Annotated in this window: 21 protein-coding genes and 1 pseudogene; 13 read left to right on the forward strand and 9 right to left on the reverse strand. The window is 61.5% G+C overall.

The window, feature by feature from the left end:
• Window positions 1–82: 82 nt before the first annotated feature.
• The 10 genes and pseudogenes from NL532_RS23810 (at window position 83) to NL532_RS23850 (ending at window position 7,895) form a co-directional block, all read left to right on the forward strand.
• On the forward strand, window positions 83–559 hold the full coding sequence (locus NL532_RS23810; protein ID WP_050588144.1) for a MarR family winged helix-turn-helix transcriptional regulator: 477 nt from the start codon (window positions 83–85) through the stop codon (window positions 557–559).
• 205 nt (window positions 560–764) lie between these two features.
• Window positions 765–1,490, forward strand: a complete 726-nt coding sequence (locus NL532_RS23815) for a 3-keto-5-aminohexanoate cleavage protein (RefSeq protein ID WP_286487485.1) — start codon at window positions 765–767, stop codon at window positions 1,488–1,490.
• A gap of 171 nt (window positions 1,491–1,661) precedes the next feature.
• A pseudogene (locus NL532_RS32265) lies at window positions 1,662–1,931 on the forward strand (acyltransferase family protein); the annotation flags it as partial.
• A 23-nt stretch (window positions 1,932–1,954) separates the two neighbouring features.
• Complete coding sequence (locus NL532_RS23820; RefSeq protein WP_023834740.1) at window positions 1,955–2,704, forward strand: acyltransferase family protein; 750 nt, start codon at window positions 1,955–1,957, stop codon at window positions 2,702–2,704.
• Window positions 2,705–3,023: 319 nt separating this feature from the next.
• Window positions 3,024–3,533, forward strand: a complete 510-nt coding sequence (locus tag NL532_RS23825) for an Lrp/AsnC family transcriptional regulator (protein ID WP_023670324.1) — start codon at window positions 3,024–3,026, stop codon at window positions 3,531–3,533.
• Entirely contained in the window at window positions 3,530–4,693 is a 1,164-nt protein-coding gene (locus NL532_RS23830) for a saccharopine dehydrogenase family protein (RefSeq protein ID WP_023828911.1), read from the forward strand. Before NL532_RS23825 ends, NL532_RS23830 begins: the two co-directional genes overlap by 4 nt.
• A 108-nt stretch (window positions 4,694–4,801) precedes the next feature.
• A complete protein-coding gene (locus tag NL532_RS23835) occupies window positions 4,802–5,590 on the forward strand; it encodes an ABC transporter substrate-binding protein (protein ID WP_023684789.1) in 789 nt (262 codons plus the stop codon).
• Between the two features lie 157 nt (window positions 5,591–5,747).
• Window positions 5,748–6,425 carry an amino acid ABC transporter permease gene (locus NL532_RS23840; protein ID WP_023693902.1) on the forward strand — a complete coding sequence of 226 codons (678 nt, stop codon included), beginning with the start codon at window positions 5,748–5,750 and terminating at the stop codon, window positions 6,423–6,425.
• Window positions 6,422–7,096, forward strand: coding sequence for an amino acid ABC transporter permease (locus NL532_RS23845; RefSeq protein ID WP_023684787.1), 675 nt, complete (start codon window positions 6,422–6,424; stop codon window positions 7,094–7,096). The genes NL532_RS23840 and NL532_RS23845 overlap by 4 nt, the downstream gene beginning before the upstream one ends.
• A 70-nt stretch (window positions 7,097–7,166) precedes the next feature.
• Complete coding sequence (locus NL532_RS23850) at window positions 7,167–7,895, forward strand: amino acid ABC transporter ATP-binding protein (RefSeq protein ID WP_023670319.1); 729 nt, start codon at window positions 7,167–7,169, stop codon at window positions 7,893–7,895.
• Window positions 7,896–8,103: 208 nt separating this feature from the next.
• Here NL532_RS23850 and NL532_RS23855 read toward each other — a convergent pair whose 3' ends face one another.
• The 9 genes from NL532_RS23855 to NL532_RS23895 form a co-directional block, all read right to left on the reverse strand.
• Window positions 8,104–9,171 (reverse strand): cyclic nucleotide-gated potassium channel, encoded by a 1,068-nt coding sequence (locus NL532_RS23855; protein WP_023684786.1) that lies wholly within the window; start codon window positions 9,169–9,171, stop codon window positions 8,104–8,106.
• Window positions 9,172–9,315: 144 nt separating this feature from the next.
• A complete protein-coding gene (locus NL532_RS23860; protein ID WP_023824100.1) occupies window positions 9,316–10,386 on the reverse strand; it encodes an adenylate/guanylate cyclase domain-containing protein in 1,071 nt (356 codons plus the stop codon).
• Between the two features lie 3 nt (window positions 10,387–10,389).
• On the reverse strand, window positions 10,390–10,884 hold the full coding sequence (locus NL532_RS23865) for a Rab family GTPase (protein WP_023670316.1): 495 nt from the start codon (window positions 10,882–10,884) through the stop codon (window positions 10,390–10,392).
• A gap of 11 nt (window positions 10,885–10,895) precedes the next feature.
• Window positions 10,896–13,574, reverse strand: coding sequence for an OmpA family protein (locus NL532_RS23870; protein ID WP_031203011.1), 2,679 nt, complete (start codon window positions 13,572–13,574; stop codon window positions 10,896–10,898).
• A 7-nt stretch (window positions 13,575–13,581) separates the two neighbouring features.
• Window positions 13,582–14,247 carry a hypothetical protein gene (locus tag NL532_RS23875; protein WP_023670314.1) on the reverse strand — a complete coding sequence of 222 codons (666 nt, stop codon included), beginning with the start codon at window positions 14,245–14,247 and terminating at the stop codon, window positions 13,582–13,584.
• A gap of 196 nt (window positions 14,248–14,443) precedes the next feature.
• A complete protein-coding gene (locus NL532_RS23880; protein WP_023689042.1) occupies window positions 14,444–14,845 on the reverse strand; it encodes a GFA family protein in 402 nt (133 codons plus the stop codon).
• A 21-nt stretch (window positions 14,846–14,866) separates the two neighbouring features.
• Window positions 14,867–15,925, reverse strand: a complete 1,059-nt coding sequence (locus tag NL532_RS23885) for a Gfo/Idh/MocA family protein (RefSeq protein ID WP_023828913.1) — start codon at window positions 15,923–15,925, stop codon at window positions 14,867–14,869.
• A 113-nt stretch (window positions 15,926–16,038) separates the two neighbouring features.
• Complete coding sequence (locus NL532_RS23890; RefSeq protein ID WP_023828914.1) at window positions 16,039–16,824, reverse strand: ThuA domain-containing protein; 786 nt, start codon at window positions 16,822–16,824, stop codon at window positions 16,039–16,041.
• Window positions 16,825–16,986: 162 nt separating this feature from the next.
• Window positions 16,987–18,498, reverse strand: a complete 1,512-nt coding sequence (locus NL532_RS23895; RefSeq protein WP_032900078.1) for a DUF2778 domain-containing protein — start codon at window positions 18,496–18,498, stop codon at window positions 16,987–16,989.
• A gap of 529 nt (window positions 18,499–19,027) precedes the next feature.
• Here NL532_RS23895 and NL532_RS23900 point away from each other — a divergent pair.
• The 3 genes from NL532_RS23900 (at window position 19,028) to NL532_RS23910 (ending at window position 20,531) form a co-directional block, all read left to right on the forward strand.
• Complete coding sequence (locus tag NL532_RS23900) at window positions 19,028–19,579, forward strand: cytochrome c (protein ID WP_031199434.1); 552 nt, start codon at window positions 19,028–19,030, stop codon at window positions 19,577–19,579.
• A gap of 130 nt (window positions 19,580–19,709) precedes the next feature.
• Complete coding sequence (locus tag NL532_RS23905) at window positions 19,710–20,132, forward strand: hypothetical protein (RefSeq protein ID WP_023684778.1); 423 nt, start codon at window positions 19,710–19,712, stop codon at window positions 20,130–20,132.
• A 237-nt stretch (window positions 20,133–20,369) separates the two neighbouring features.
• Window positions 20,370–20,531 carry an FCD domain-containing protein gene (locus NL532_RS23910; RefSeq protein ID WP_023828916.1) on the forward strand — a complete coding sequence of 54 codons (162 nt, stop codon included), beginning with the start codon at window positions 20,370–20,372 and terminating at the stop codon, window positions 20,529–20,531.
• The last annotated feature ends 61 nt before the right edge of the window (window positions 20,532–20,592 follow it).

Raw genomic sequence — 20,592 nt, forward strand, 5'->3', positions numbered from 1 at the left:
ATGTGACATAGCCTTCATAATTGCTATGTCGCATAGTATTTTCTCCTTGACAAGAGCCTTGATCGCGGTGATCGCTTGCAGCATGAACGAGACGGCAGATCGCACCGCATCCGGCAAGGCGAGCAGGGTCGCGCCCGAAGACAGGCTCGACGCGCAGATCGGCTACAATCTGCGGCGCGCTTCGGCGCTGGCGCTCAATGATTTCGCGGTCGAGCTGGCCGATGCGGCGCTGCGCCCGGTCACCTATGGCATGCTGGCGCTGATCGACGAAAGGCCTGGCATTCGGGCCGCCGAGCTTTGCCGCCTGCTCGGCATGAAGAGCGCGAACATGGCGCCGCTGTTGGCCGAACTCGAAGAGCGCGGCCTGGTCGAGCGCGACGACCATGCGCAGGACAGACGCGTGCAGGTGCTGGCTTTGACCAAGGCGGCCAAAGCCGCCATGCCGGCATGGCGCCGGCAGGTGCGCCGGCACGAGGACCGGCTCCTGGAGCGGCTGACGAAAAAAGAGCGGGCAACGCTGCTGCGCCTGCTGCGGCTGATCTGGACCGAGGAAGAGTAAGTTCTCCGGCAAGCGTGTCACTGGCCATTGACGTCCCGCCACTGAACTCGCGGAAGATCGGTTTCGAACAATATGATAGGGGCGCCTCCTGCCGAACTGATTCAGGCCGGGTCGCATCCACCTGTCAGGAGCCTTCGGCGGACCGGTACCGATTTTGGCAGCCCTGAGCTAGGCTCGCACCATCCGCAACAGGATCGCGAGAACCATGATCGTCCAGACCTGCATCAACGGCGCGCGTCCCGCCGATTTTCATCCCACGCTGCCGCTCGACGCCGAGGCCATGGCGCGCGATGGTGCGGCCTCTGTTGCCGCGGGTGCGGCCGAGCTGCACATCCATGCCCGCGGCGCGGACCGCCGCGAGAGCCTTGCGCCTGCGGCGATGGACCCGACGATCGCGGCGCTGCGCCGCGCCTGCCCCGGCACGCTGATCGGCGTCTCCACCGGTGCCTGGATCGAGAACGACGATACCAGCACGCTGGTCGCCATCGCCGGCTGGCGCGAATTGCCGGACTATGCCTCGGTCAATCTCAGCGAGGCGGCAGCCCCCATCGTCATGGAGAGCCTGCGCCAGCGCGGCATCGGCATCGAGGCGGGTCTGGCGTCGGTCGCCGACGCCGAGCGGCTGGTCGGCCTCGACCATGGCGGGCGCGTGCTGCGCGTGCTGATCGAGATTTCCGAGCAGACGCTAGACGAGGCTTTTGCGGTCGCCGACGGCATCGAACAGGTCCTGGAGCGCGCCGGCATTCGCCGTGCCATCCTGCTGCATGGCGAGAACGCGACGGTGTGGCCGTTCGTGCGCCGTGCCGCGGATCGCGACTGGTCGACGCGCGTCGGGCTGGAGGATGGGAAGCATCTGCCGGATGGCACGGTTGCGGCCGGCAATGCCGCGCTGACGGCGGCAGCGGTGGCGATCTTCCAGACCGGGCGATAGCGCATACAAGCAGCGCGCCAAGGCATCGCCGAGACGATGGCGATCGCAAGGCCCGGGCCGCGAAAGTCGGTGAAAGCTATTCAAATTTTATGTATTATTAAACCGGCAGTTAATCGTCGCATCAACGATCTCATCCGTGTTAATATTCTCCGGCATCGGGGACATTTTTTAATGAACGTCATTCCGGATAATGATCACGCTGCGCCGCGTTGGATTCAACAATATACATCGATACAGACCCTGCGGGGGCTAGCAGCCCTAATGGTTGTTATCTATCATCTTCCGGCCGCACTAGGCGTGCTCGATTTGCCTATTCCCATTCTAAACAGCGGCGTCGACCTGTTTTTCGTCATCAGCGGTTTCGTCATGGTTCTCTCGACGGAGAACAGACATCGCGACCACCGTGCTTTTTTGATGCAGCGGTTCACGCGCGTCGTTCCGTTCTATTGGGTCAGACCTTCCTCATGGTCGCCGCACTTTGGCTGTTTGCCGGTCGTGGAGTGTCCTTTGAGCAGATTACCAATAGCCTGCTTTTCGTGCCCTATCTCGATACGGCCACAGGCTATGTCCAGCCAGTGCTTGGCGTGGGTTGGACGCTCAATCTGGAAATCCTGTTTTACATTCTGTTCGCGGCGACTATGGGTTTTGGTGCGCTGACGCAAATGGCCACCATTGGCGTTGTCTTTGCAATCGCCGTAGCCGCACGCATTATCTTCAAACCCGCCGCCGACACTGTGCTGTTTTTCTATACCACGCCAATCCTGTTTGAGTTCCTTGCCGGCATGGCTGTCGGCCATCTGGTCGGCAGACTGGTGCGTTTGCCCGCTTTCCTGGGTGCCTCGGCTGTCGGGTTCGCTATTGTGTCCACACTGGTGATGGTACTTGGCTTCAACTTGCCGCGAACCCTTGCTCAAGGTATCCCGGCGCTGATCCTTGTCGCGGGTTGCATCAGCCTGGAGAGCTACTTCCGACTTTTTGCTCCTCGCGTGCTGGCAAGGCTGGGAGATGCTTCCTACTCTCTCTATCTGACCCATCCTATCGTGCTGCTCGCGATCGCTCCTGTCGTTGCAACCGCCAATGTGTCACCATGGCTTGCAAGCATAGCTATTGTCACCGCTTGCATCGCCGTGTCCCTGGCGAGTTATAGTTTTATCGAAAGGCCGCTTTTGGCCATGTCGCGAATGAGCCTCTCCGCTTATCAGGTGAAGGCGTGAGTTGCGGCTACGCCGCAGCTCGGTCGGCCTGCCATTCGGGTGCGTTGCTCACTACGACCTACCGTCGCGTTCAAGCGACCACGGCCGCGGCAAGATCGTCTTCGAACTCCGTCACCTAGTGCTGTCGCGCACATCCTCGACTGCCCCAAAATGTGCAGCGGTTTTGGGACGACATGCATCCTGTCTTGCCTGAACGCACACGGGAACTGGCACAGAGGGATGACATAGCTCTTGCTGCTGTTAAAAATTTCCCATAAGGTATTTTTCATATCCGAAAGAAAATCCCATCGTTTCTTTCCCTTTATGAAAGCCTTGCCTTTTGCGTGAGCATCTCGATCAAACCGATCGACGGCTGGTAAAGCTGTTGTCGCAAGATGCCCAGCCCGGCATCAACCGGCTCGCCGAGACGATGGCGATCTCGGTGCCGACGGTGCGCTCAAGGTTGCGCAATCTGCTCGACCGCAACCTCTTGAAGATCGTCGGGCTGCTCAATCTGACCGAACGCCCCGAGTTGATCTCGGCCATTGTCGGCATCAACGCTCAGGGACGTGGCCGCGCCCGGGAACTGGCGCAGCGCATTGCCGAACTGCCTTTCGTCAACTCGGCCTCGGTGGTTACCGGGCGCTTCGACATCATCGTCGACGTGACCGTCGCCGGCGATGTCGCCGACCTCTACCGCATCACCAGCGAGCTGATTCCGGGCGCCGGCATTCCCGGGGAAGTCGTGCGCAGCGAAACCTTCGTCGTCATGGCTTCATGCAACAAATGGGTCAGCCTTCCCGAAGGCTGCTGGTCGGAAGAAACACCGTCACGCAAGGAGCCGGCATGAGAATAGCTGTTCTCGGCGGCCTCGGCCTGCAGGGACGGGCGGCCATCGCCGATCTCGTCGCCAGCGCCGGTGTCGAGGAAGTCGTCTGCGTCGATACGTCGGCTGACGGCCCTGCCCGGCTTGCCGGGCTGACCGACCTTTCCCGCGTGCGTTTCGTCATGCCCGAGGGCGCGATCGGTCCGGCGCTTGCCACCGTGCTGGCGGATGTCGACGCCGCCATCGATCTGTTGCCGCAGCCATTGATGCGCGAGGCGGTGCAGGCCGCGATCGCAACGCGCACGCCGCTGGTCACTACCAATTACGGCAAGGCGATTGCCGATCTGGCGCCGGAGGCTGAACAGGCCGGCGTTTCGATCATGACCGAATGTGGGCTCGATCCCGGCATCGACCTCGTGCTCTATGCGCGCGCCGCAAAGCAGTTCTCTACGATCTCCTCGATCGATTCCTATTGCGGCGGCATCCCCGAACCGAAGGCGATGGCGAAGCCGCTTTGCTACAAGGTAAGCTGGAATTTCGACATGGTTCTGGTCAGCCAGAACCGCGACAGCGTGATGATCGAGCATGGCAAGCGCGTCGAAGTGCCGGCCGGCCGACAGCACGACAATGCCTTCATCCACGAGATCGAGGTCGCGGGCCTCGGCCGGCTGGAAGCTTTCCCCAATGGCGACGCTCTGCACTATGTCGAGATGCTGGCAGCCGCCAAGGGATTGCAACGCTCGGGCCGCTATACGCTGCGCTGGCCGGGATGGTCGGCGTTCTGGGCGCCGCTGAAGGAACTCGGCTTCCTCTCCGAAGACAAGGTGCCCGGCACCGGCGCCAGCCCACGCGAATTTCTCGGCCGTCTGCTCGGCCCGCAACTGCAATATGGCGCCGACGAGAAGGACCTTTGCGTGATGCGCAATGTCTTTTCCGGTCTCGAAGGCGGCCGCCGCAAGACGGTGACGTCGGACCTGATCATCGAACGCGACCTGGCATCAGGCCTGTTCGGCATGAGCCTTGGCGTCGGCTATCCCGCCAGCATCGTGGCGCAGATGCTGGCGCGGCGCGAGATCGCCACACCAGGGCTTTTGAACCCGCTGCTGCATGTGCCGGACGGGCCGTTCTTCGACGAGCTGGCCAGGCGTGGCATCAAGGTTGCCGAGACGGTGGCCTGGGACTGAGGATTTTCGAACGGTGGCTGCCGCCGGCAAACGGTGCCGCCGCTCAAAAAACACCCAAAAGGGTGGAATAACAAAGTGGAACAACAACGATAACAGGAGGAATGCCAAATGAAGATTGCCAAGCTTTTCATCGCCGGACTTGCGCTTGCGGGCCTGACCGCTGCTGCCAGTGCCGGAACGCTCGACGAGATCACCAAGCGCGGCGAACTGCGCGTCGCGGTACAGACGCAAGGACCTCCCTTCTCGCTGGTCGGCGCGGCCGGCGAGCGCACCGGCAGTTCGGTCGAACTCGCCGAACTGATGGCCAAGGAAATGGGCGTCAAGATCACCTTCCTCGACTATGATTGGGACGGGCTGATCCCGGCGCTGCTTTCGGGCAAGGCCGACCTGCTCGTCGCCGACATGACGCCGACGCTGGCGCGCGGCATGAAGGTCGCCTTCACCACACCTTACATGTATACGGGCAGCACCGTCTTCACCAAGGCCGACAGCAAGTTCAAGACAACCGAGGACTGCAAGGCCAAGGGCACCAAGATCGCCGTGCTGTTGGGCGCCACCGGCGAAAAGGAAGCCAAGAACGCCTTCCCGGATGCCGACATCAAGAGCTACAAGGGCGGCGGCCCGCTGCTGCTCGACGCAGTCAACAACGGCCAGGCCGATTGCGGCGTCAACGACGTCTCGGCGGTCAAGGGTCAGTCGACAGCCTATCCCGCCGGCACCTTCACCATCATGCCGGACCTGTTGTCGAAGGAGCCGCTTGCCTTCGCCACCCGCTACGACGAGCCGGACCTGTTGATCTGGATGAACCTGTTCCTCAACCAGGTCAGCATCGACGGCCGCCTGCAGAAGAACCTCGACTACTGGGTTAATTCCGACGCCTGGAAGAAGGATCACTAAGCAGAGGTAAGCAGGGAGTAGTGAGTAGGAAGTAGTGAATGGTGAATGGTGAATGGTGAATGGCCATTCCGGACGCTACTCACTACTCACTACTCACTACTCACTACTCACTACTCACTACTCACTACTGCCCATTCACCATTCACCATTCACCGCCATGCTCGAAAATTTCAGCTTCCGCACCATCATCGAATATCTGCCTTTGTTCGGGCAGGGTCTGATCACGACCGTGTGGCTGTCGGCGCTGTCCTTTGCGGGCGCGCTGGCCGTCGGCATCGTGCTCGCCGCCATGAACCTGCAGCGCGGCCAGCTGTTTCGCGTGCTGGCCAAGGGCTATATCGATGCCGTGCGCGCCACGCCGTTGCTGGCGCAGCTCTACTTCCTCTATTTCGGCCTGCCGCGTCTCGGCTTCGTCCTGCCCGAGCTGGTCGTCGGCATCATCGCTCTGTCGCTGAACAGCGGCGCCTATGTCGCGGAAATCATCCGCGCCGGCATCCTGTCGATCCCGCGCGGCCAGGTCGAGGCCGGCGTCGCCTCGGGGATGACCTATGTCCAGCGCATGCGCCTGGTCATCCTGCCGCAAGCCTTCAAGGTGACGATCCCGCCGCTGCTCGGCCAGGCGATCGTGCTGGTCAAGGATTCCGCGCTTTTGTCGCTGATCTCGGTTTCCGAACTGACGCGCGCCGGCCAGTTGCTGGCGTCCGACCGCTTCATGCCGGCGGAAGGTTTCATCACCATCGCCGCCTTCTATCTGCTGCTCTATTACGGCCTCAAAGGACTGGCGGGGCTGTCCAGTCGCTGGCTCGGTCTGCAGCCGGCAAGGAGCAGCACATGATCTGGCAACAGCTGCAAAGCCTGGCCGGCAGCTACCCCCTCGCCTTGCGCGGCCTTGGCATGACCGTGATGCTGTCGGCGATCAGCCTGGTGCTGGGCACGCTGCTTGGCTTCGGCCTCGGCATATTGCGCACCGGCGGCAACCGGCTGATCTCGAGCGTGATCGGGGCCTGGGTCGACCTGATCCGCGGCACGCCGTTCCTGGTGCAGATCTTTCTGATCTTCTTCATCCTGCCGGAATTCGGCATCGAGCTCGATGCCTTCACCGCCGGCATCATCGCGCTCACCAACCTCGCCGCGTGCTTCATCTGCGAGATCGTCGCCGCCGGCATCCGCTCGGTGCCGACCGGCCAGGTTGAGGCAGCTCTGGCGTCCGGCCTGTCGCGCTGGCAACGCATGCGCCAGGTGGTGCTGCCGCAGGCGATGCGCATCGTGCTGCCGCCGCTGGTCGGGCAATATGTACTGTTGATCAAGGATTCTTCCGTCGTCTCGGCGATCGGGCTGACCGACCTCACCCGCGTCGGCTGGCTGGTGGTGCAGCGTGTGCCCAACGGCCTGCTGGTCTTCTTCCTGGTCGGCGTCGGCTATTTCGTCGTCTGCTATCCGCTGATCATGCTCGCCCGCCGGCTGGAGCGCCGCATGGGCGCGGCGCATGGCGAGGTGCAGCTGTGACATCGAACCCAAAGGGCTGACCGCCATGACCAATCCAAGCCCGACCAAGACAAACCTGACCAAAACGGGCATGATCGACTTTCGCGGCGTCAACAAATGGTTCGGCTCGCTCAATGTGCTGAAGGACATCACGCTCAGCGTCGAGCCGCGCGAAGTGGTCGTCGTCTGCGGCCCAAGTGGTTCGGGCAAGTCGACGCTGATCCGCTGCATCAACGGCCTGGAAGCGATCAAGGATGGCGACCTCGTCGTCGACGGCCAGCGCCTCGGCGACCCCGCCACCAACATGACGCAGCTGCGCACCGAGATCGGCTTCGTCTTCCAGTCGTTCAACCTCTACCCGCACAAGACGGCGCTGGAAAACGTCACGCTGGCGCCGATCCATGTGCGCAAGATCCCCCGCGCCGAGGCCGAGCAGGCCGGGCGCGACTTGCTGGCCAAGGTCGGCCTCGCCGACAAGGTCAACGCCTACCCGTCACAGCTGTCCGGCGGCCAGCAGCAGCGTGTGGCCATCGCGCGCTGCCTCGGCATGCGCCCCAAGATCATGCTGTTTGACGAACCGACCTCGGCGCTCGATCCCGAGATGATTTCCGAAGTGCTCGACGTCATGGTCGCGGTGGCCGAGGAAGGCATGACCATGATGGTGGTAACGCACGAAATGGGCTTTGCCCGCAAGGTGGCGCAGCGCGTGGTGTTCATGGACGCCGGCGCCATCGTCGAAAGCGGCACGCCGGAGGCGTTTTTCTCCGACCCGAAGACCGACCGCAGCCGGGCTTTTCTAAGCAAGATTCTAAGGCATTAGAGTTTAGCCAAAGCCGGTCGTCCGAAAGGCCGCGGGGCAGGAACTGTCGACGCATAGCGCCAAACAACGAGCCGCCGGTAGAGTGGATCGGCTACGTTTAGGTCTCCGGCTACGCCTCTGGGACCTTCCACGTGCCGTCCATAACCTCAGCGCGTGGTCGATAGAGCCGTACCATCCAGTTCCAGCCGGGCCACCATCGGCTGTACGGTCAAGCCACCGGCGCCGCGCCGCGCCGCTCGAGCGCGGTCCTGCGGATGATTTCCGCGATTTCCGGGCTACTGCTGCACAGCATCTGGAAATCCGCCGCGTGCAGCGACAGGAGTGAGACAGAAGTCGCGGCAGTGACGGTCGCCATACGCGGTTCGCCGCTGATCAGCGCCATCTCGCCGAAGAAGGCGCCAGGGCCAAGCTCCACCGGGTTGGGCGTCGCGACGCTGACGCGGCCCTCCACGACGAAGAACATCCGATCACCGGTCTCGCCACTGCGGCAGATCACGGCGCCCGCCGGCACCGTGCGAGGCCTTAACGCGCGCACGATCTCGACCAGCGTGGCCGGGCCAAGCTTCTGAAACAACGGAACGCCGGCAATCAATTGCCAATTGCGGACGAAATCCTCGCGACGGACTTCTTGATAAAAGCCGGAGGCAAGAATGCCGGCCCAGAGCCCGAAGATGCCGATGCCACACATCATGACAGCCCCGGCAAGGACGCGGCCGGCGAAGCTTTGCGGAATGTCGTCGCCATAGCCGGTAGTGGACAGCGTGACCACCGCCCACCACATTGTCTCGGGGATGCTGCCGAACTTTTCCGGTTGGACGTCGCGCTCGATGACATAGGCCGCGAGTGCGACACCGAACAGAACCAGGCCGAAGACCGTGGTGACGCCGACCAGGTTGCGCGCTTCGTTGGCCAGAACCCTGCCAAGCAGCGGGAAGAAGGTCGAGTCGCGCAGCGGCTTCAGCAGCCAGACAGCACAGTAGAGGCTCCGGTCGGGCGTGCCGTCGAGCAGAAATGCGGCGACTGGAACCAAAACCGCGAGCACATCGATCGCGATTGCCGGCGTCCTGTCCCTGAGGTCTCCCGCCCAGCGCTTGAGCAGGGTCTCGGCCATCTGCAGAAGATAGGCGGCCCAAATGACAGCGAGCACGGCAGCCAGAGCCAGTCTGCTTCGTCCGGACATGTTCGGCATCGTGAGCGCAGCCACCGCCAGAAGCCCAGGCGCAGCGAGCACCGCATTTAGCGGTGCGTAGATTCTCAGAAAAGGCAGTACCGACATTCTATCCCACCAGCGGCCACTGTGCTCCAGAATAGAGGCCTTCCGGGCAAGCGCAAAGGGTGCTTTGCGATCGCAAGATCAGGTCACGCCAATGGCTTTCGGGCGCCGCTATCGGCGCTCCACGGTCGCACCGCAGGCGACGGATCAGCTCGGGAGCCGCCACATTCGCACGCGACCCGCACCGCGCAATTCCGTTTCCTCGAGTGGGTCGCAAGCAAATTTCGGTCCAAGCAGTTGGCAAGTTGCATCGGAAATACGGATTTCATCGGGCTCCGCGGACGTTTGAATACGTGAGGCGAGATTAACGGTCTCACCCCACAGGTCATAGGCGAACCGCCTCTTGCCTATGACGCCGGCGACGATCGGTCCTGAGTGAATTCCAATTCTCAGCCTTATCGGTTCTCCTGCGAAGCGTTCCCGCTTGACCGCTTTGCGCAGCTCAATCGCATAGCGCGTGAGGGCCTTTGCATGATCGGATCGCGCCGTGGGCAGGCCGGCGACCACCATCACACAATCGCCAATTGTTTTGATTTTTTCGCAGCCGTATCGCTCAGAGAGCCGATCCGCCGCCTTGAAGAAGTAGTTTAAAATAGCGAGCGTCGTCACCGCTCCGACGCTGCGCGCTCTTTCGGTAAAGCCGACGATGTCGGCAAAAAGCACACTCACCTCCGCGTGGTTGTCGGCAATTTTCTTTTGCGCTTTCAACCGCTCCGCGATGGATGCCGGAAGAATGTTGAGGAGCAGGGTTTCGGCGCGCTGGTATTCACGCGCCAATCCCTCCTGGCTCTTTCTCAGTGCCTCGTTCGTCGATTGCAATTTTTCGTTGAGTTGACGCTCCCTCTCTTGCAGGAGCGTCATTTCATAGGCCTTCTGTTGAAGCCGCTGCCTGTTGTCTCGTTCGGCAGTGGCGTCCAGAAAAAGCAGCCACACGCACGCATTGTCAGCAAAAAAATGAAGGTCGGCGACACGCCCGCCGGGCAGTTCGATCATGTCCATGCGAAACGGAAGCTCCGGGCAAGGCAGCAAACCTTCCATGAATTCAAGCTGCCCCGCAACAGGCTTGCCGATGCGAAGCGATGACAGCCCGTAATGTTCAACATTACCGCCCTTGGCAGCTATGCAAAGCTCAGCGTCGATTTTCAGATAAGCGACAGCGTGCCCGTCGAAGAAGAAATTGAAAAACCAATTTCTGACTTCTTTTGGCAATTCATGCATGGTCTATTTGGTGACCATCAAGGCAAGTTGACGAAAGGCGTCATCGACCTGCTCGCCCGAAAGCGCACTTGTTAGATAGATTTGCCATCCACGTTGCCTCAACTCGTTGATCTCACCATCCGATATCGCCCACCGATCGGCCAGATCGGACTTGTTGAACAGCAATACGAACGGCATGGCGCCGAATTCGGCCTCGACCCGTTCGCGCAGCGTGAGTGCCACGGCAAGAGTAGCAGCGCGGGTTCCATCGACGACTAGCACGAGCCCGGTTGCACCTCGAACATAGCTGACGCGGAATGAGCCGATATCGTCCTCGCCGGCCAAATCCCACAAAATCAGATCCACGGTTTTGTCCGGGAGCGCGACGCTTTTCTTGTCGATTTTCACTCCGACGGTGGTCAAGTAGGTTTCTGAGAAGATGCTCTGCACAAACCTGCGGACCAGACTCGTCTTTCCGACGGCGAAGCCGCCCAGCATGCAGATCTTTTTTTGCAACATGTTGGGCTCCGCTAGTCCAGGTTTACCGTAATCGAAACCCGGCGATTGGTGGAGCTACCGGTTAGACTGTTTTCAGGTACAGCCGGCTCAAAAGTGCCCGCGCCCCGAACCAGCAGCAGTTCGGGAGCAACGCCGCGCTTGTTGAGAAGCGCACGAACTGTCTCGGCGCGGGCGGCGCTGATCGACGCGTTGGCCGTCTCACGGCCCGTGGTGTCCGAATGCCCGGTCAACATGAACCTCGCCGTTACGCCGGAATTGCGGGCACTCTGGGCGAATTCCTTTATTTGATCCGCCAACCTGTCGAGAACCGGCGTCTGCTCCGGTCCCGGCACAACCTTGCCGGAAGAGAAGAAAATATCGGTCGTCTGGATCGCCTGCCTCAAATGATTAAGTTCTGCGAGGTTCAGCTCACGCAGCTGCGAGACATCCAGAACCACTCCGTCCGCCGAAAGTTGTTCAGCGGCGGCCCGCGCGCGGTTGATCCAGCCGGCAGGAGCCTCACCCACGGCCACGATGCGACCCTGGATGATCGAGAGCTGAACGGTTTTCGGCGGGGACAGCGCCGCCGTCAGCCGCTTCACCACAAACTTCGGATCAAGGCTCTGATAGAATTGCCACTGTGCATGAACGCGGGCAGGATCAACGTCCGTTCCAGACAGCAGGGCTTGCGGGTCGGCGGCAAGCGGGTCTCTCAAGCCGGAAATGTAGAAATGTCCGCCCCTCGCGCTTTGTTGGGCGACGATGATTCCCGATTGGGCCTCAAGTCGCGACACATAATACTGCCAGTGCTCCGCCGCGCGTGCTTCGGGGCTCACGTCACGAACCTTGGAGATGTCGAATTCGGGTCCGCCTGCCGAAAGCTGCCGGGCCGCCGCGCGCGCGCGATCGATCCAGGTGTCGGGAGCCTCGCCCTCGGCAACGATGCGATCATCGACAATCGAAAGTCGTACTGTATCCGGCGGATACAGCGACGCCGTCAGCCGCTTCAACACGAACTCCGGCTCAAGACTCTGATAGAATTGCCACTGCGCATGAACCCGGGCGGGATCGACCTCTGTTCCCGACAACAGCGATTGCGGATCGGCGCCAAGCGGGTCTCGCAGGCCGGCGATATAGAATTGGCCGTCGCGTATCTTTTGGTCTGCAACGATGATGCCCGGCTGGGTCTCCAGTCGCGACACATAAGCCTGCCAGCGCTCCGCCTCGCGCACTTGGGGACTTACGTCACGAACCCCCGAGATATCGAAGACCGGCCCGCCTGCCGAAAGCTGCTGGGCCGCCGCGCGCGCCCGGCTGATCCAGGTGTCGGGAGCCTCACCCTCGGCGACGATGCGGCCATCGACGATCGAAAGTCGCACTGAATCCGGCGGAGCCAGCGACGCCGTCAGCCGCTTCAGCACGAACTCCGGCTCAAGGCTCTGATAGAATTGCCATTGCGAATGAACCACGGCCGGATCGACTCCCGTGCCTGACAACAGCGACTGCGGGTCGACGGCAAGCGGGTCCCTCAGGCCGGCAATATAGAACTGGCCATCGCGTACCTGCTGTTCGGCAACGATGATGCCCGGCTGGGCCTCCACTCGCGACACGTAAGCCTGCCAGCGCGACACGTAAGCCTGCCAGCGCTGCGCTGATTGCCAGGAAAGAAAGTACCAAACGCCTGCCAGACTCAAGAGCAACAGGGCAACCGCCGCCACCAGCCACGGAAATCCGTCGTTTGATTCCTCTTGCTTGAGCTCGACGCAGGTCTGCAACTGCGCCTCTACGGATGCCAACTGCGAACCGTCGCCGTCGAACTGCTCTAAAGCCTCTGAGGATTGCTCATGGATGCGAAGCAACACATCGCGAACGATTTCATGCAATTCCTCCGGCGGATTTCCCCGGATCACCGAAACCAGTGTCGCAAACGGTCCAACTTCCGACCAGAGACGAAGCTCGCCGAAACGGATTGTGTCCAGGCCGCTCTGCTCTTTCTCGTTAAATGAGTCTTTTACAAAATCCTGAATCGCACTGAGCATCGAAGAAATGAGCTGAGGATCTTCGCTCGTCGCATTGTCGGCAGTTACATGCGCTATCAAAAGGCCGGAATTCCGATGAATGAGAAAGGCATGTTCCACACGGTAGACAAGGGAATGCTTCAGAACAACTGCCGAGAAGCTTGCCCCTGTTCTCCAGGCTTCAAGTCTCCACTTGAGCCCGTGCCAGGTGAATATGTGCCTTAGAGTTTCATTCAGCGACTGAAAGGTCTGGTCGATCTTTTCGCCGATCGACTTGCGAATTGCCGGCAGAAACACCGGGTACAATATGTCCGTCAGCGTGCGCGGGCTCTTCTGGATCGACCGTTGCACAGCCCGTTCGACAGCTGGCGCAAGCGCCTCGCCGAGTTGCGCGTAAGGCGCTCGTCCGGCAGCACTGGGAAGAACGTCGCCCACGGCCGCCGCAAGCTGCTCGGGTTCGTCGAGCAGATGCGTAACGCGTGAAAGCTCCGAGATTTCGCGGCTGACCAGCAACTGCCGCAGCGTTTCCATGCGCGGATCGGCGGTTGGAACCGCCTCGAACTGCGCACGGTAGTCCGGATCAACGTTCCGGGCAATTTCGATCAAAAGACGAGCCAGAGCCTCGCGATCAATCTCTGTATCGTTCGAGGCTGTTCTTTGCGGAAGGTTGAATGGGTCGACGGTGGACGTCAAGGTCCCATCAACTCACTTTCCAGCTGCGGTCCGAGTTGCTCTTGCTCCCGACGGGATCCTGATTGAGACATTTTGCAACCTCGACAAACAGGCCAGCCAAAAGATTTCGGTCGGTCTTGACGTTGCTGAGGTCGGCAAACATCTTCTCGATCAGCATCTGAACGCCTTCATTCTTCTGCTTGATTTCCTCACGCAGCAAATGATCGTTTCGATTTATCCGGTCCGAAACGTCGCGCTCGAGCGCGCTCAACTGATCCGACAACGTGCGCACCTGCTTTTCAAGAGCCTGGTTTTGCTCGCGAAGATTCCGGTCGATCTCCTTGTCGGCATCGGCTCGTGAATCTTTTTCGCTCCGCAATTGCCCTGCAAGCGAATCGATCTGCTTCTTTGCATTCGACTCGTACATTTCGAGATTGCGCTTGGCCTCGGACTCGACATCCTTGAAGCGCTGCAACACCCGTTCTTCAAGCTTGGAAAAACGGCGGTCATAGTCCTGCATCTGGTTGCCGAACAGCAGGTCACGGATCTTGTCGACACCGACGGCGTCGCCGGCGGTTCCGTTTTCGCGAGCCTGAACTCCCATGAAGTTCAGCCCGTTTCCTTCTGTGTTACCTATCAGATTTACGTCCGCCTTCTTTTCTGAAGAAGCGGAATTCGAAGATTCCTTAGCCATCCATATACCCCCATTGAACACATGCCGTCAGGTAAGCATGTCAGCAATCGGGCCGCAAGCCGGATTCGTCTTGACTTATGCCTATTCATGGGGCAGCCGAGCGCGATGGCTAACGGCCCGGCAATGGCAATCAGGGGCGATGCCCTCTTGAAGGCGCGGAGCGTGCGGACGGTTCCGGGTATCCAAAAAGCGGCCTTCAGTCGAACGTCGCCAGCGGCTCGGCATTGATCTCGACCCACTCACAGCGCCGGCTTTCGTGGTAAAAAGACTGAAATGGCGGCGGGAACGACGGGTCGGCGAAGGCGCCGACGGGAATGGCGATCACGCCGGGTTGCGTGTCGATGCGATAGTGGACGGCGGCGCCGCACTCCGGACAGAAATTGTAGATGACGCGGCCGCCCTCGTCGCCGGTGCGCGTGAACTGCTTCGCCCGCCCCTCGATCGATACATCAGCTTGCGCAAACCGGACATTGTAGCTGAAGGCGCTGCCGGTGCGGCGCTTGCAGTCGAGGCAGTGGCAGACCGAGATGCGCACCGGCTCGCCCGAACAGACGGCTGAAAGCTGGCCGCAGAGACATTGCGCGCGGCGCGAGACCATAGTTTCTTCCTCCCCTTCACATCACTGCGTATCGGCGCTGGCCCTCAGTTCCGTCCGCTTCTGTTCCGAAACCATGGCCAGATCCAGCACCTTCTGCAGTTCGGCGGCATGGTGGAATGAAGGCTCGGCCTGCACGCCGCTGCGAACCGCATCGACGAAGCGCTGGTAATTGGTCGGCACCGTGCCGGCGTCGAGCACCTGCCATTTGCCGTTCTCGATATCCTCGCCGACACACGCCTTCAACTCCGAGCCCTCGAGATTGTGCACGACTTCGATGCCGCCCTTGTCGCCATAGATGCGCAGGCGCAATTCGTTGATGTGGCCGGTCGCCCAGCGGCTGGCGTGAACGACGCCAAAGGCGCCGTTGGAGAAATCCAGCGTCATGGCGAAGCTGTCATTGGCGTCGAGGTCGTATTCGCCGATGCGGTTGCCCGGCGCCTTGTCGAAGGCGCGCAGCCGGCAGAACACGTGGTCTGTGTCGAGCGCTGCGCCATAACTGGCGAAATCGAGGATGTGGATGCCGACATCGCCGAGCACGCCATTGGAGCCGTGGCCGCGCGACAGCCGCCACAGCCATTTCGGGTCGGTGCGCCAGTCGCCCCAGAATTTCGACACCAGCCAGCTCTGCAGATAGGAGGCCTCGACATGGCGGACGGTGCCGATGTCGCCGGCCAGCACCATCTGGCGCGCCTTCTGCAGGGGAGCGACGTTGCGATAGGTAAGGTTGACCATGTTGACGATGCCGGCCGCTTCGGCGGCGTCAGCCATCTCGTTCGCCTTGCCGAAGTTTTCGGCGAGCGGCTTTTCGCACAGCACCGGCTTGCCGGCCGCGATCAGCGCCATGGTCGTCGGATGGTGGATACGGTCAGGCGTGACGTTGGCCACCGCATCGAAGCCGCCCCAGTCGAGCGCTGCCTCCAGCGATGTGAAGCGCTTCGGGATCTTGAAGCCGTCGGCGAATTCACCGACTCGCTTTTCGTCGACATCGACAGCGCCGATGATCTCGACGCCGTCGATGGCACCAAAGCGGCGGGCATGCTCCTGCGCCATCCAGCCGGTACCCAGTATCAAAAGCCGCATTTTTGCACTCCGAGCGAATTGGTTCGATTCAATGATATGAGCCGAATGTGGTCTAAGCGTCCTTTTTACGCAACTCCAGACGGAAAGCCGCTGCGCCTTTTCCTGGGTTTGTTTTAGCGGAAGCCAGCCTCGCCCGAGGCATGCAGCTTGCCGCCGCGCTCGACAATCGGCTCCAGCGCCTTGTCTACCGGCACGTTCGGCGCGTCGAGGATGGCTGGCTTCGTGCCTTGCGGGTTGTGCGCCCACTTCACCGCGTTGCGCAGCACCTTGTGCACAGTGGCGTCGTGATAGGTCGGATAGGTCTCGTGGCCCGGGCGGAAGTAGAAGACGTTGCCGGCGCCGCGCCGGTAGGTCAGCCCGGAGCGGAACACCTCGCCGCCCTGGAACCAGGAGATGAAGACCGTCTCCAGCGGCTCCGGCACGGCGAACTGCTCGCCATACATTTCTTCATTCTCGAGCTCGAAATATTCGCCGATACCTTCGGCGATAGGGTGGCTGGGACTGGTCACCCAGAGCCGCTCGCGCTCGCCCGCCTCGCGCCATTTCAGCGTGCAGGGCGTGCCCATCAACCGCTTGAAGATTTTCGAGAAATGGCCGGAATGGAGAACGATCAGCCCCATGCCTTCCCAGACCCGGAGGGCGACGCGCTCGACGACCTCGTCGGCAACGGCGCCATGGTCCTTGTGGCCCCACCAGACCAGCACGTCGGTCTCGGCCAGACGATCGGCCGGCAGGCCGTGCTCGGGCTGTTCGAGCGTGGCGGTCGATGCGGAGATCGCCTTGTCGGCATTCAGCGCCTTGGCGATGGTCGTGTGCATGCCCTCGGGATAGAGGGCGGCGACCACCTCGTTGGTCCGCTCATGGATGTTCTCGCCCCAAACGACAGCGCGTATTGTCATGATGTCCTCGTGGTGAATCTGGAGCCGACCGCCGCAGTCAGTCATAGTCTGACCGGAGGGCAGAAGGGAATAGGCAGTGGGGACCAGGCAATAGGGGCAGAAACAGGGAACAAGGCAGATGAGGCTTCCAGCCTCTACTGCCTACTGCCTACTGCCTACTGCTTAAGCTCCCCGCCCATCCTGAGCGACCTGCGTCAGCGGCTTGCTGAGGCGCGGCACGACGACGAGGCGCTTGATCTTGCCCTTCTTGTAGGCGGCAAGGAAGCGGGCGTAGTCCTTGAAGACGACGCAGCCATTGGATTCCGCACGGCCGCCGCGCAGCATGTAGGTGTGGGCGAGCAGGCCGTCGCGGCCATATTTGTTGCCGCCGCTGACCGGGGTGAGACGGAGCGCCTCGACGCCATGGAAGCGGGATTCGCGCAACCTCAGATCATAGGTGTCGGGTGGCGTCGGGCCGACATTCTTCTTGTGGACGAAGCGCGGCTGGTCAACCATCGAGCCCAGTCCCGAATGGGCCTCGAGCCGCGAGCCGTCCGGCATGTAGACGGTCTTGGCCGAGATGTCGTAAACGGCGACGCCGCCGCCCATTCCCGGCGTGGCGAACAGATCCTTGAAGGCCCGGCCGACACCGCCAGCCGGGACATCCGGTTTGGCATAGGCCAGCATCTCGCCGGCCTGAGCCTTGGTCCGCCTGCCCGGCTTGGTGCGGATGGTCTCGGTGCCTGGCACGCCCGGCAGTGCGGCGACCTCTTGGGAATTGCGTGGCGAGCGCGGCGACACAATGCCCGCCGACTGGGGTGCCGCGGTCTCGGTCGCCCTGTCGGTCCGCGGCTTGGCCGCTTGCGCCTTGGGCTTGCTGGGCGCCTCGGCAGGCTGAGCGGTTTCGGCGCGCGGACGCCGACCCGGCAATGCAATGTTGTCGGGCAGATCGTCCTGCGGCGGCAGCGAGGCGACCTGAACCTCGGCCTGCTCAGGATCTTGCCCTCCGACGATTGCCGCGACGGCCGGCGGCGGCGCCAGCATGTCTGCGCCCTGATCCGGCAAGGTGTTGGCCAGCGCCAGCGCCAGGCGCGACGAGCGCTCGACCTCAGCCACTTCCGGCCCAAAGCGCTCCGAGGCCGGGCCATGCTGATCGGGCAGGCGGACTTCGGCGAAACGGGCGGCGGCTGGAAGACTGGCAAGCATGAAGGGCGCATTCGAGGCCTTGGCGAAGGCGGCAGCCAGCTTTTGCGGCGACAGCTTTGCCTTGGCAACCACGCCGTCGAAGCGCATGCCGCGCGAAGTGGCGAGTGCGACGCTGGTGTTCGGCGCAATGTTTGAGGCGACACTGTTCGGGGCCACAGCGTGCGTGATCGGCTTCAGCCGCGCCATCTTGCCGTCATGCGCGAAGCTGGCGGCGGCATGCGCGCAGCCGGCGTCGCATTGGCTGAGCAGAGAGGCCTGTAATTTTTGCGCCGAAAGCCGCGGCGCCCACGAATTGGCAAGGCTGCGGCGCGAATCGGCAAGCGTGATCGTGCGCGGCAGAAGCAGGCTTTGCGGCAAGGTGTTGGAAGCGGCGGTGAGCGAGGTTCCCAGCGAATAGAGGCCGGCCATGGTCACCACCGACCATAGCGCAAGGGCCGCGCCGACAGCCGGCACCACCACCCAGCGCTGGCCGGATCTCTTCGAAGTCAAATCCCGTTCAGGATTGTCGCCCCGGTCTTTCAAACGCAAAAACGCCATACAACCACTCTCAATCGGCATGCAGGCTTGCGACCCTCGCATCCGTGACATCCACAGTTCGCTGGTGCCCCCTGCACCTTTCGCGTCTGTTGCCGATTGAATCAAAAGATGGACAAAGTTGGTTAACCAATCCCTCCATCAGCCACCGATTATGCGGCGCCTGATACGAAAAAAGAGCCCTCCATGGTCTGCGCCACGGTAGAATGCTCTCCCTCACCCCCGCCTTGCTGCCCGTTTTTGCGATCCAAGTCAAGGAAACGCTGCGTCAGCTTGCTGCAAGCCTGTGCTGATTGCCCGCTGATCGGCCTTCTCAATCAGTTGACCTTCCGGTGGCTGGAAGGTCTATCTGCTCAGAGACGGAGACCTCCGGCGACGGAAATTTACCGATGAGAACCGGCATCACGACCGAAGAATCCGACTGCAGGTCGAACCCCTGCTGCGGCTGGCTGAGCACGGATGGATGGGGCAAGGACATGGCGCCGTGAGATGGACTGTGAAAGCGGCGCTGCTGTGGCTGGTCTGTGCCCTTACGATGGGCGCCTCCGTCGGCAGCGGGCCGATCGTCGCGGCCCGCCAGGCGTCGATGAAGGAGATGGCGGCGGCTGCGAAAACCATTGCCGGCATGTTCGACCGCAGGCAACCCTATGACGCCGCAGCCTTCAAGGCGGCAGCGGACACGCTGCGCGCTCGCACCGGCCCTGCCCTGATTGCCGAATTTCCGAGCGGCTCGCTTGGACCGCCTTCGCAGGCCAGGCTGGAGATCGATCAGTCACGGGCGGAATTCGAGGCCCTGGCAAATCATATCGGAACGCTGGCCGACGCTCTGGCCGCCAAGGCCGAAAGCGCGCCGGCCGTCATCACCGATGACATGCGCATGGGCACCGGCCTGGCGATGGGCGGCGGCAGCCTGCTCGGCAAGCGCTCGATTCCAGAGGAAGCCGATCCGACCAAACTGCCGGCGGAGCATATCCTGCATCTCATCCTGCAGGATTGCTCGACCTGTCATTCGAAATTCCGGCAAAAGGTACAGTGAAGCGACATTATCCGGCGGAGCATTTCCTTGCTGGCCTGCGCCACAGCCACTTTGCATACAAGTAAATTCGTTTGTGCTAATATATCGAGGATCGTGCATATCCATGCATGACGAGCATCGGGAGGATGCAATGAAAACCATGAATCGCAGGTCTGCAATTGCCCTCGGTCTGACGACCGCCGCGGTAGCGCCTTTGTTCACCTTGGCGGCATCGGCAAAAATCAAGAAATACGGCCCGAAAGAGGGCAAGGAGATTGCGCCCGGTGTCAGGGTGGTGGAGGTCGGCACCGGCAATGCAGACATTCCCGCCTACAAGAGCATCGCAATTATCGACGTTGTGTTTCAGCCCGGAGCACATGCTCCTCAAACCGTGATGGACAACGACATGGTGTGCACCATTACCTCAGGTGCATTCACGATCAAGAAAGCGGACAAGGAATTCAAGCTCAAGACGGGTGATATGTACACCTGCTCCAAGGGCAAGACCGATGAAGCGACGAATACAAGCAAGGAGGTCGGCGTGCATCGCATCGCCGTATTGATACCCGCATAGCAGATGGAATTCCGGCCGGACCACGCCGTCGCGAGTCCGGCCGGCCATACGAGGCGATCTCGTTCCGTCGTCAGCGCGGCCATCTCACGCCAGCCACTCCCTGATCGCCGAGCGGGCGGGAACGGCGCGCATGTGGTCTTCGCGCTATGGCTTTGTTTGAGCATGATCTTTTGGGAAAGCTGGCTTGGTTTTCAAATCATCGGCTAGGTCGAATGGCTGATCAACCAGCGCATCCACGTGGCCAATACGAAGATCGAAAACCACAGGAGTTTTGCCGGCCACCAGGCGGTGTTCGAGGCGATCGAGCGCCACGACCCGGAAGCGGCCGGCCAGGCGATGCGCGCGCATCTGGAAAACGCCCGGCGCAAGTTCAATTCAGGGTCGGGAAGACTGGGCTAGCCAGTTGACGCGGCAGCGCTCTGGCGCAAAGCAAAAAGCCCGCCGTTCAAAGCCGGCGGGC

The sequence above is a fragment of the Mesorhizobium sp. C120A genome, assembly GCF_030323105.1.
Taxonomy (GTDB): Bacteria; Pseudomonadota; Alphaproteobacteria; order Rhizobiales; family Rhizobiaceae; genus Mesorhizobium.

Bases quoted from the DNA above. Each gene is read 5' to 3' on its own strand.
- NL532_RS23810 (WP_050588144.1), top strand. From the start codon at position 83: ATGAACGAGACGGCAGATCGCACCGCATCCGGCAAGGCGAGCAGGGTC.
- NL532_RS23815 (WP_286487485.1), top strand. From the start codon at position 765: ATGATCGTCCAGACCTGCATCAACGGCGCGCGTCCCGCCGATTTTCAT.
- NL532_RS23820 (WP_023834740.1), top strand. From the start codon at position 1,955: ATGGTCGCCGCACTTTGGCTGTTTGCCGGTCGTGGAGTGTCCTTTGAG.
- NL532_RS23830 (WP_023828911.1), top strand. From the start codon at position 3,530: ATGAGAATAGCTGTTCTCGGCGGCCTCGGCCTGCAGGGACGGGCGGCC.
- NL532_RS23835 (WP_023684789.1), top strand. From the start codon at position 4,802: ATGAAGATTGCCAAGCTTTTCATCGCCGGACTTGCGCTTGCGGGCCTG.
- NL532_RS23840 (WP_023693902.1), top strand. From the start codon at position 5,748: ATGCTCGAAAATTTCAGCTTCCGCACCATCATCGAATATCTGCCTTTG.
- NL532_RS23845 (WP_023684787.1), top strand. From the start codon at position 6,422: ATGATCTGGCAACAGCTGCAAAGCCTGGCCGGCAGCTACCCCCTCGCC.
- NL532_RS23850 (WP_023670319.1), top strand. From the start codon at position 7,167: ATGATCGACTTTCGCGGCGTCAACAAATGGTTCGGCTCGCTCAATGTG.
- NL532_RS23855 (WP_023684786.1), bottom strand. From the start codon at position 9,171: ATGTCGGTACTGCCTTTTCTGAGAATCTACGCACCGCTAAATGCGGTG.
- NL532_RS23860 (WP_023824100.1), bottom strand. From the start codon at position 10,386: ATGCATGAATTGCCAAAAGAAGTCAGAAATTGGTTTTTCAATTTCTTC.
- NL532_RS23865 (WP_023670316.1), bottom strand. From the start codon at position 10,884: ATGTTGCAAAAAAAGATCTGCATGCTGGGCGGCTTCGCCGTCGGAAAG.
- NL532_RS23875 (WP_023670314.1), bottom strand. From the start codon at position 14,247: ATGGCTAAGGAATCTTCGAATTCCGCTTCTTCAGAAAAGAAGGCGGAC.
- NL532_RS23880 (WP_023689042.1), bottom strand. From the start codon at position 14,845: ATGGTCTCGCGCCGCGCGCAATGTCTCTGCGGCCAGCTTTCAGCCGTC.
- NL532_RS23885 (WP_023828913.1), bottom strand. From the start codon at position 15,925: ATGCGGCTTTTGATACTGGGTACCGGCTGGATGGCGCAGGAGCATGCC.
- NL532_RS23890 (WP_023828914.1), bottom strand. From the start codon at position 16,824: ATGACAATACGCGCTGTCGTTTGGGGCGAGAACATCCATGAGCGGACC.
- NL532_RS23905 (WP_023684778.1), top strand. From the start codon at position 19,710: ATGAAAACCATGAATCGCAGGTCTGCAATTGCCCTCGGTCTGACGACC.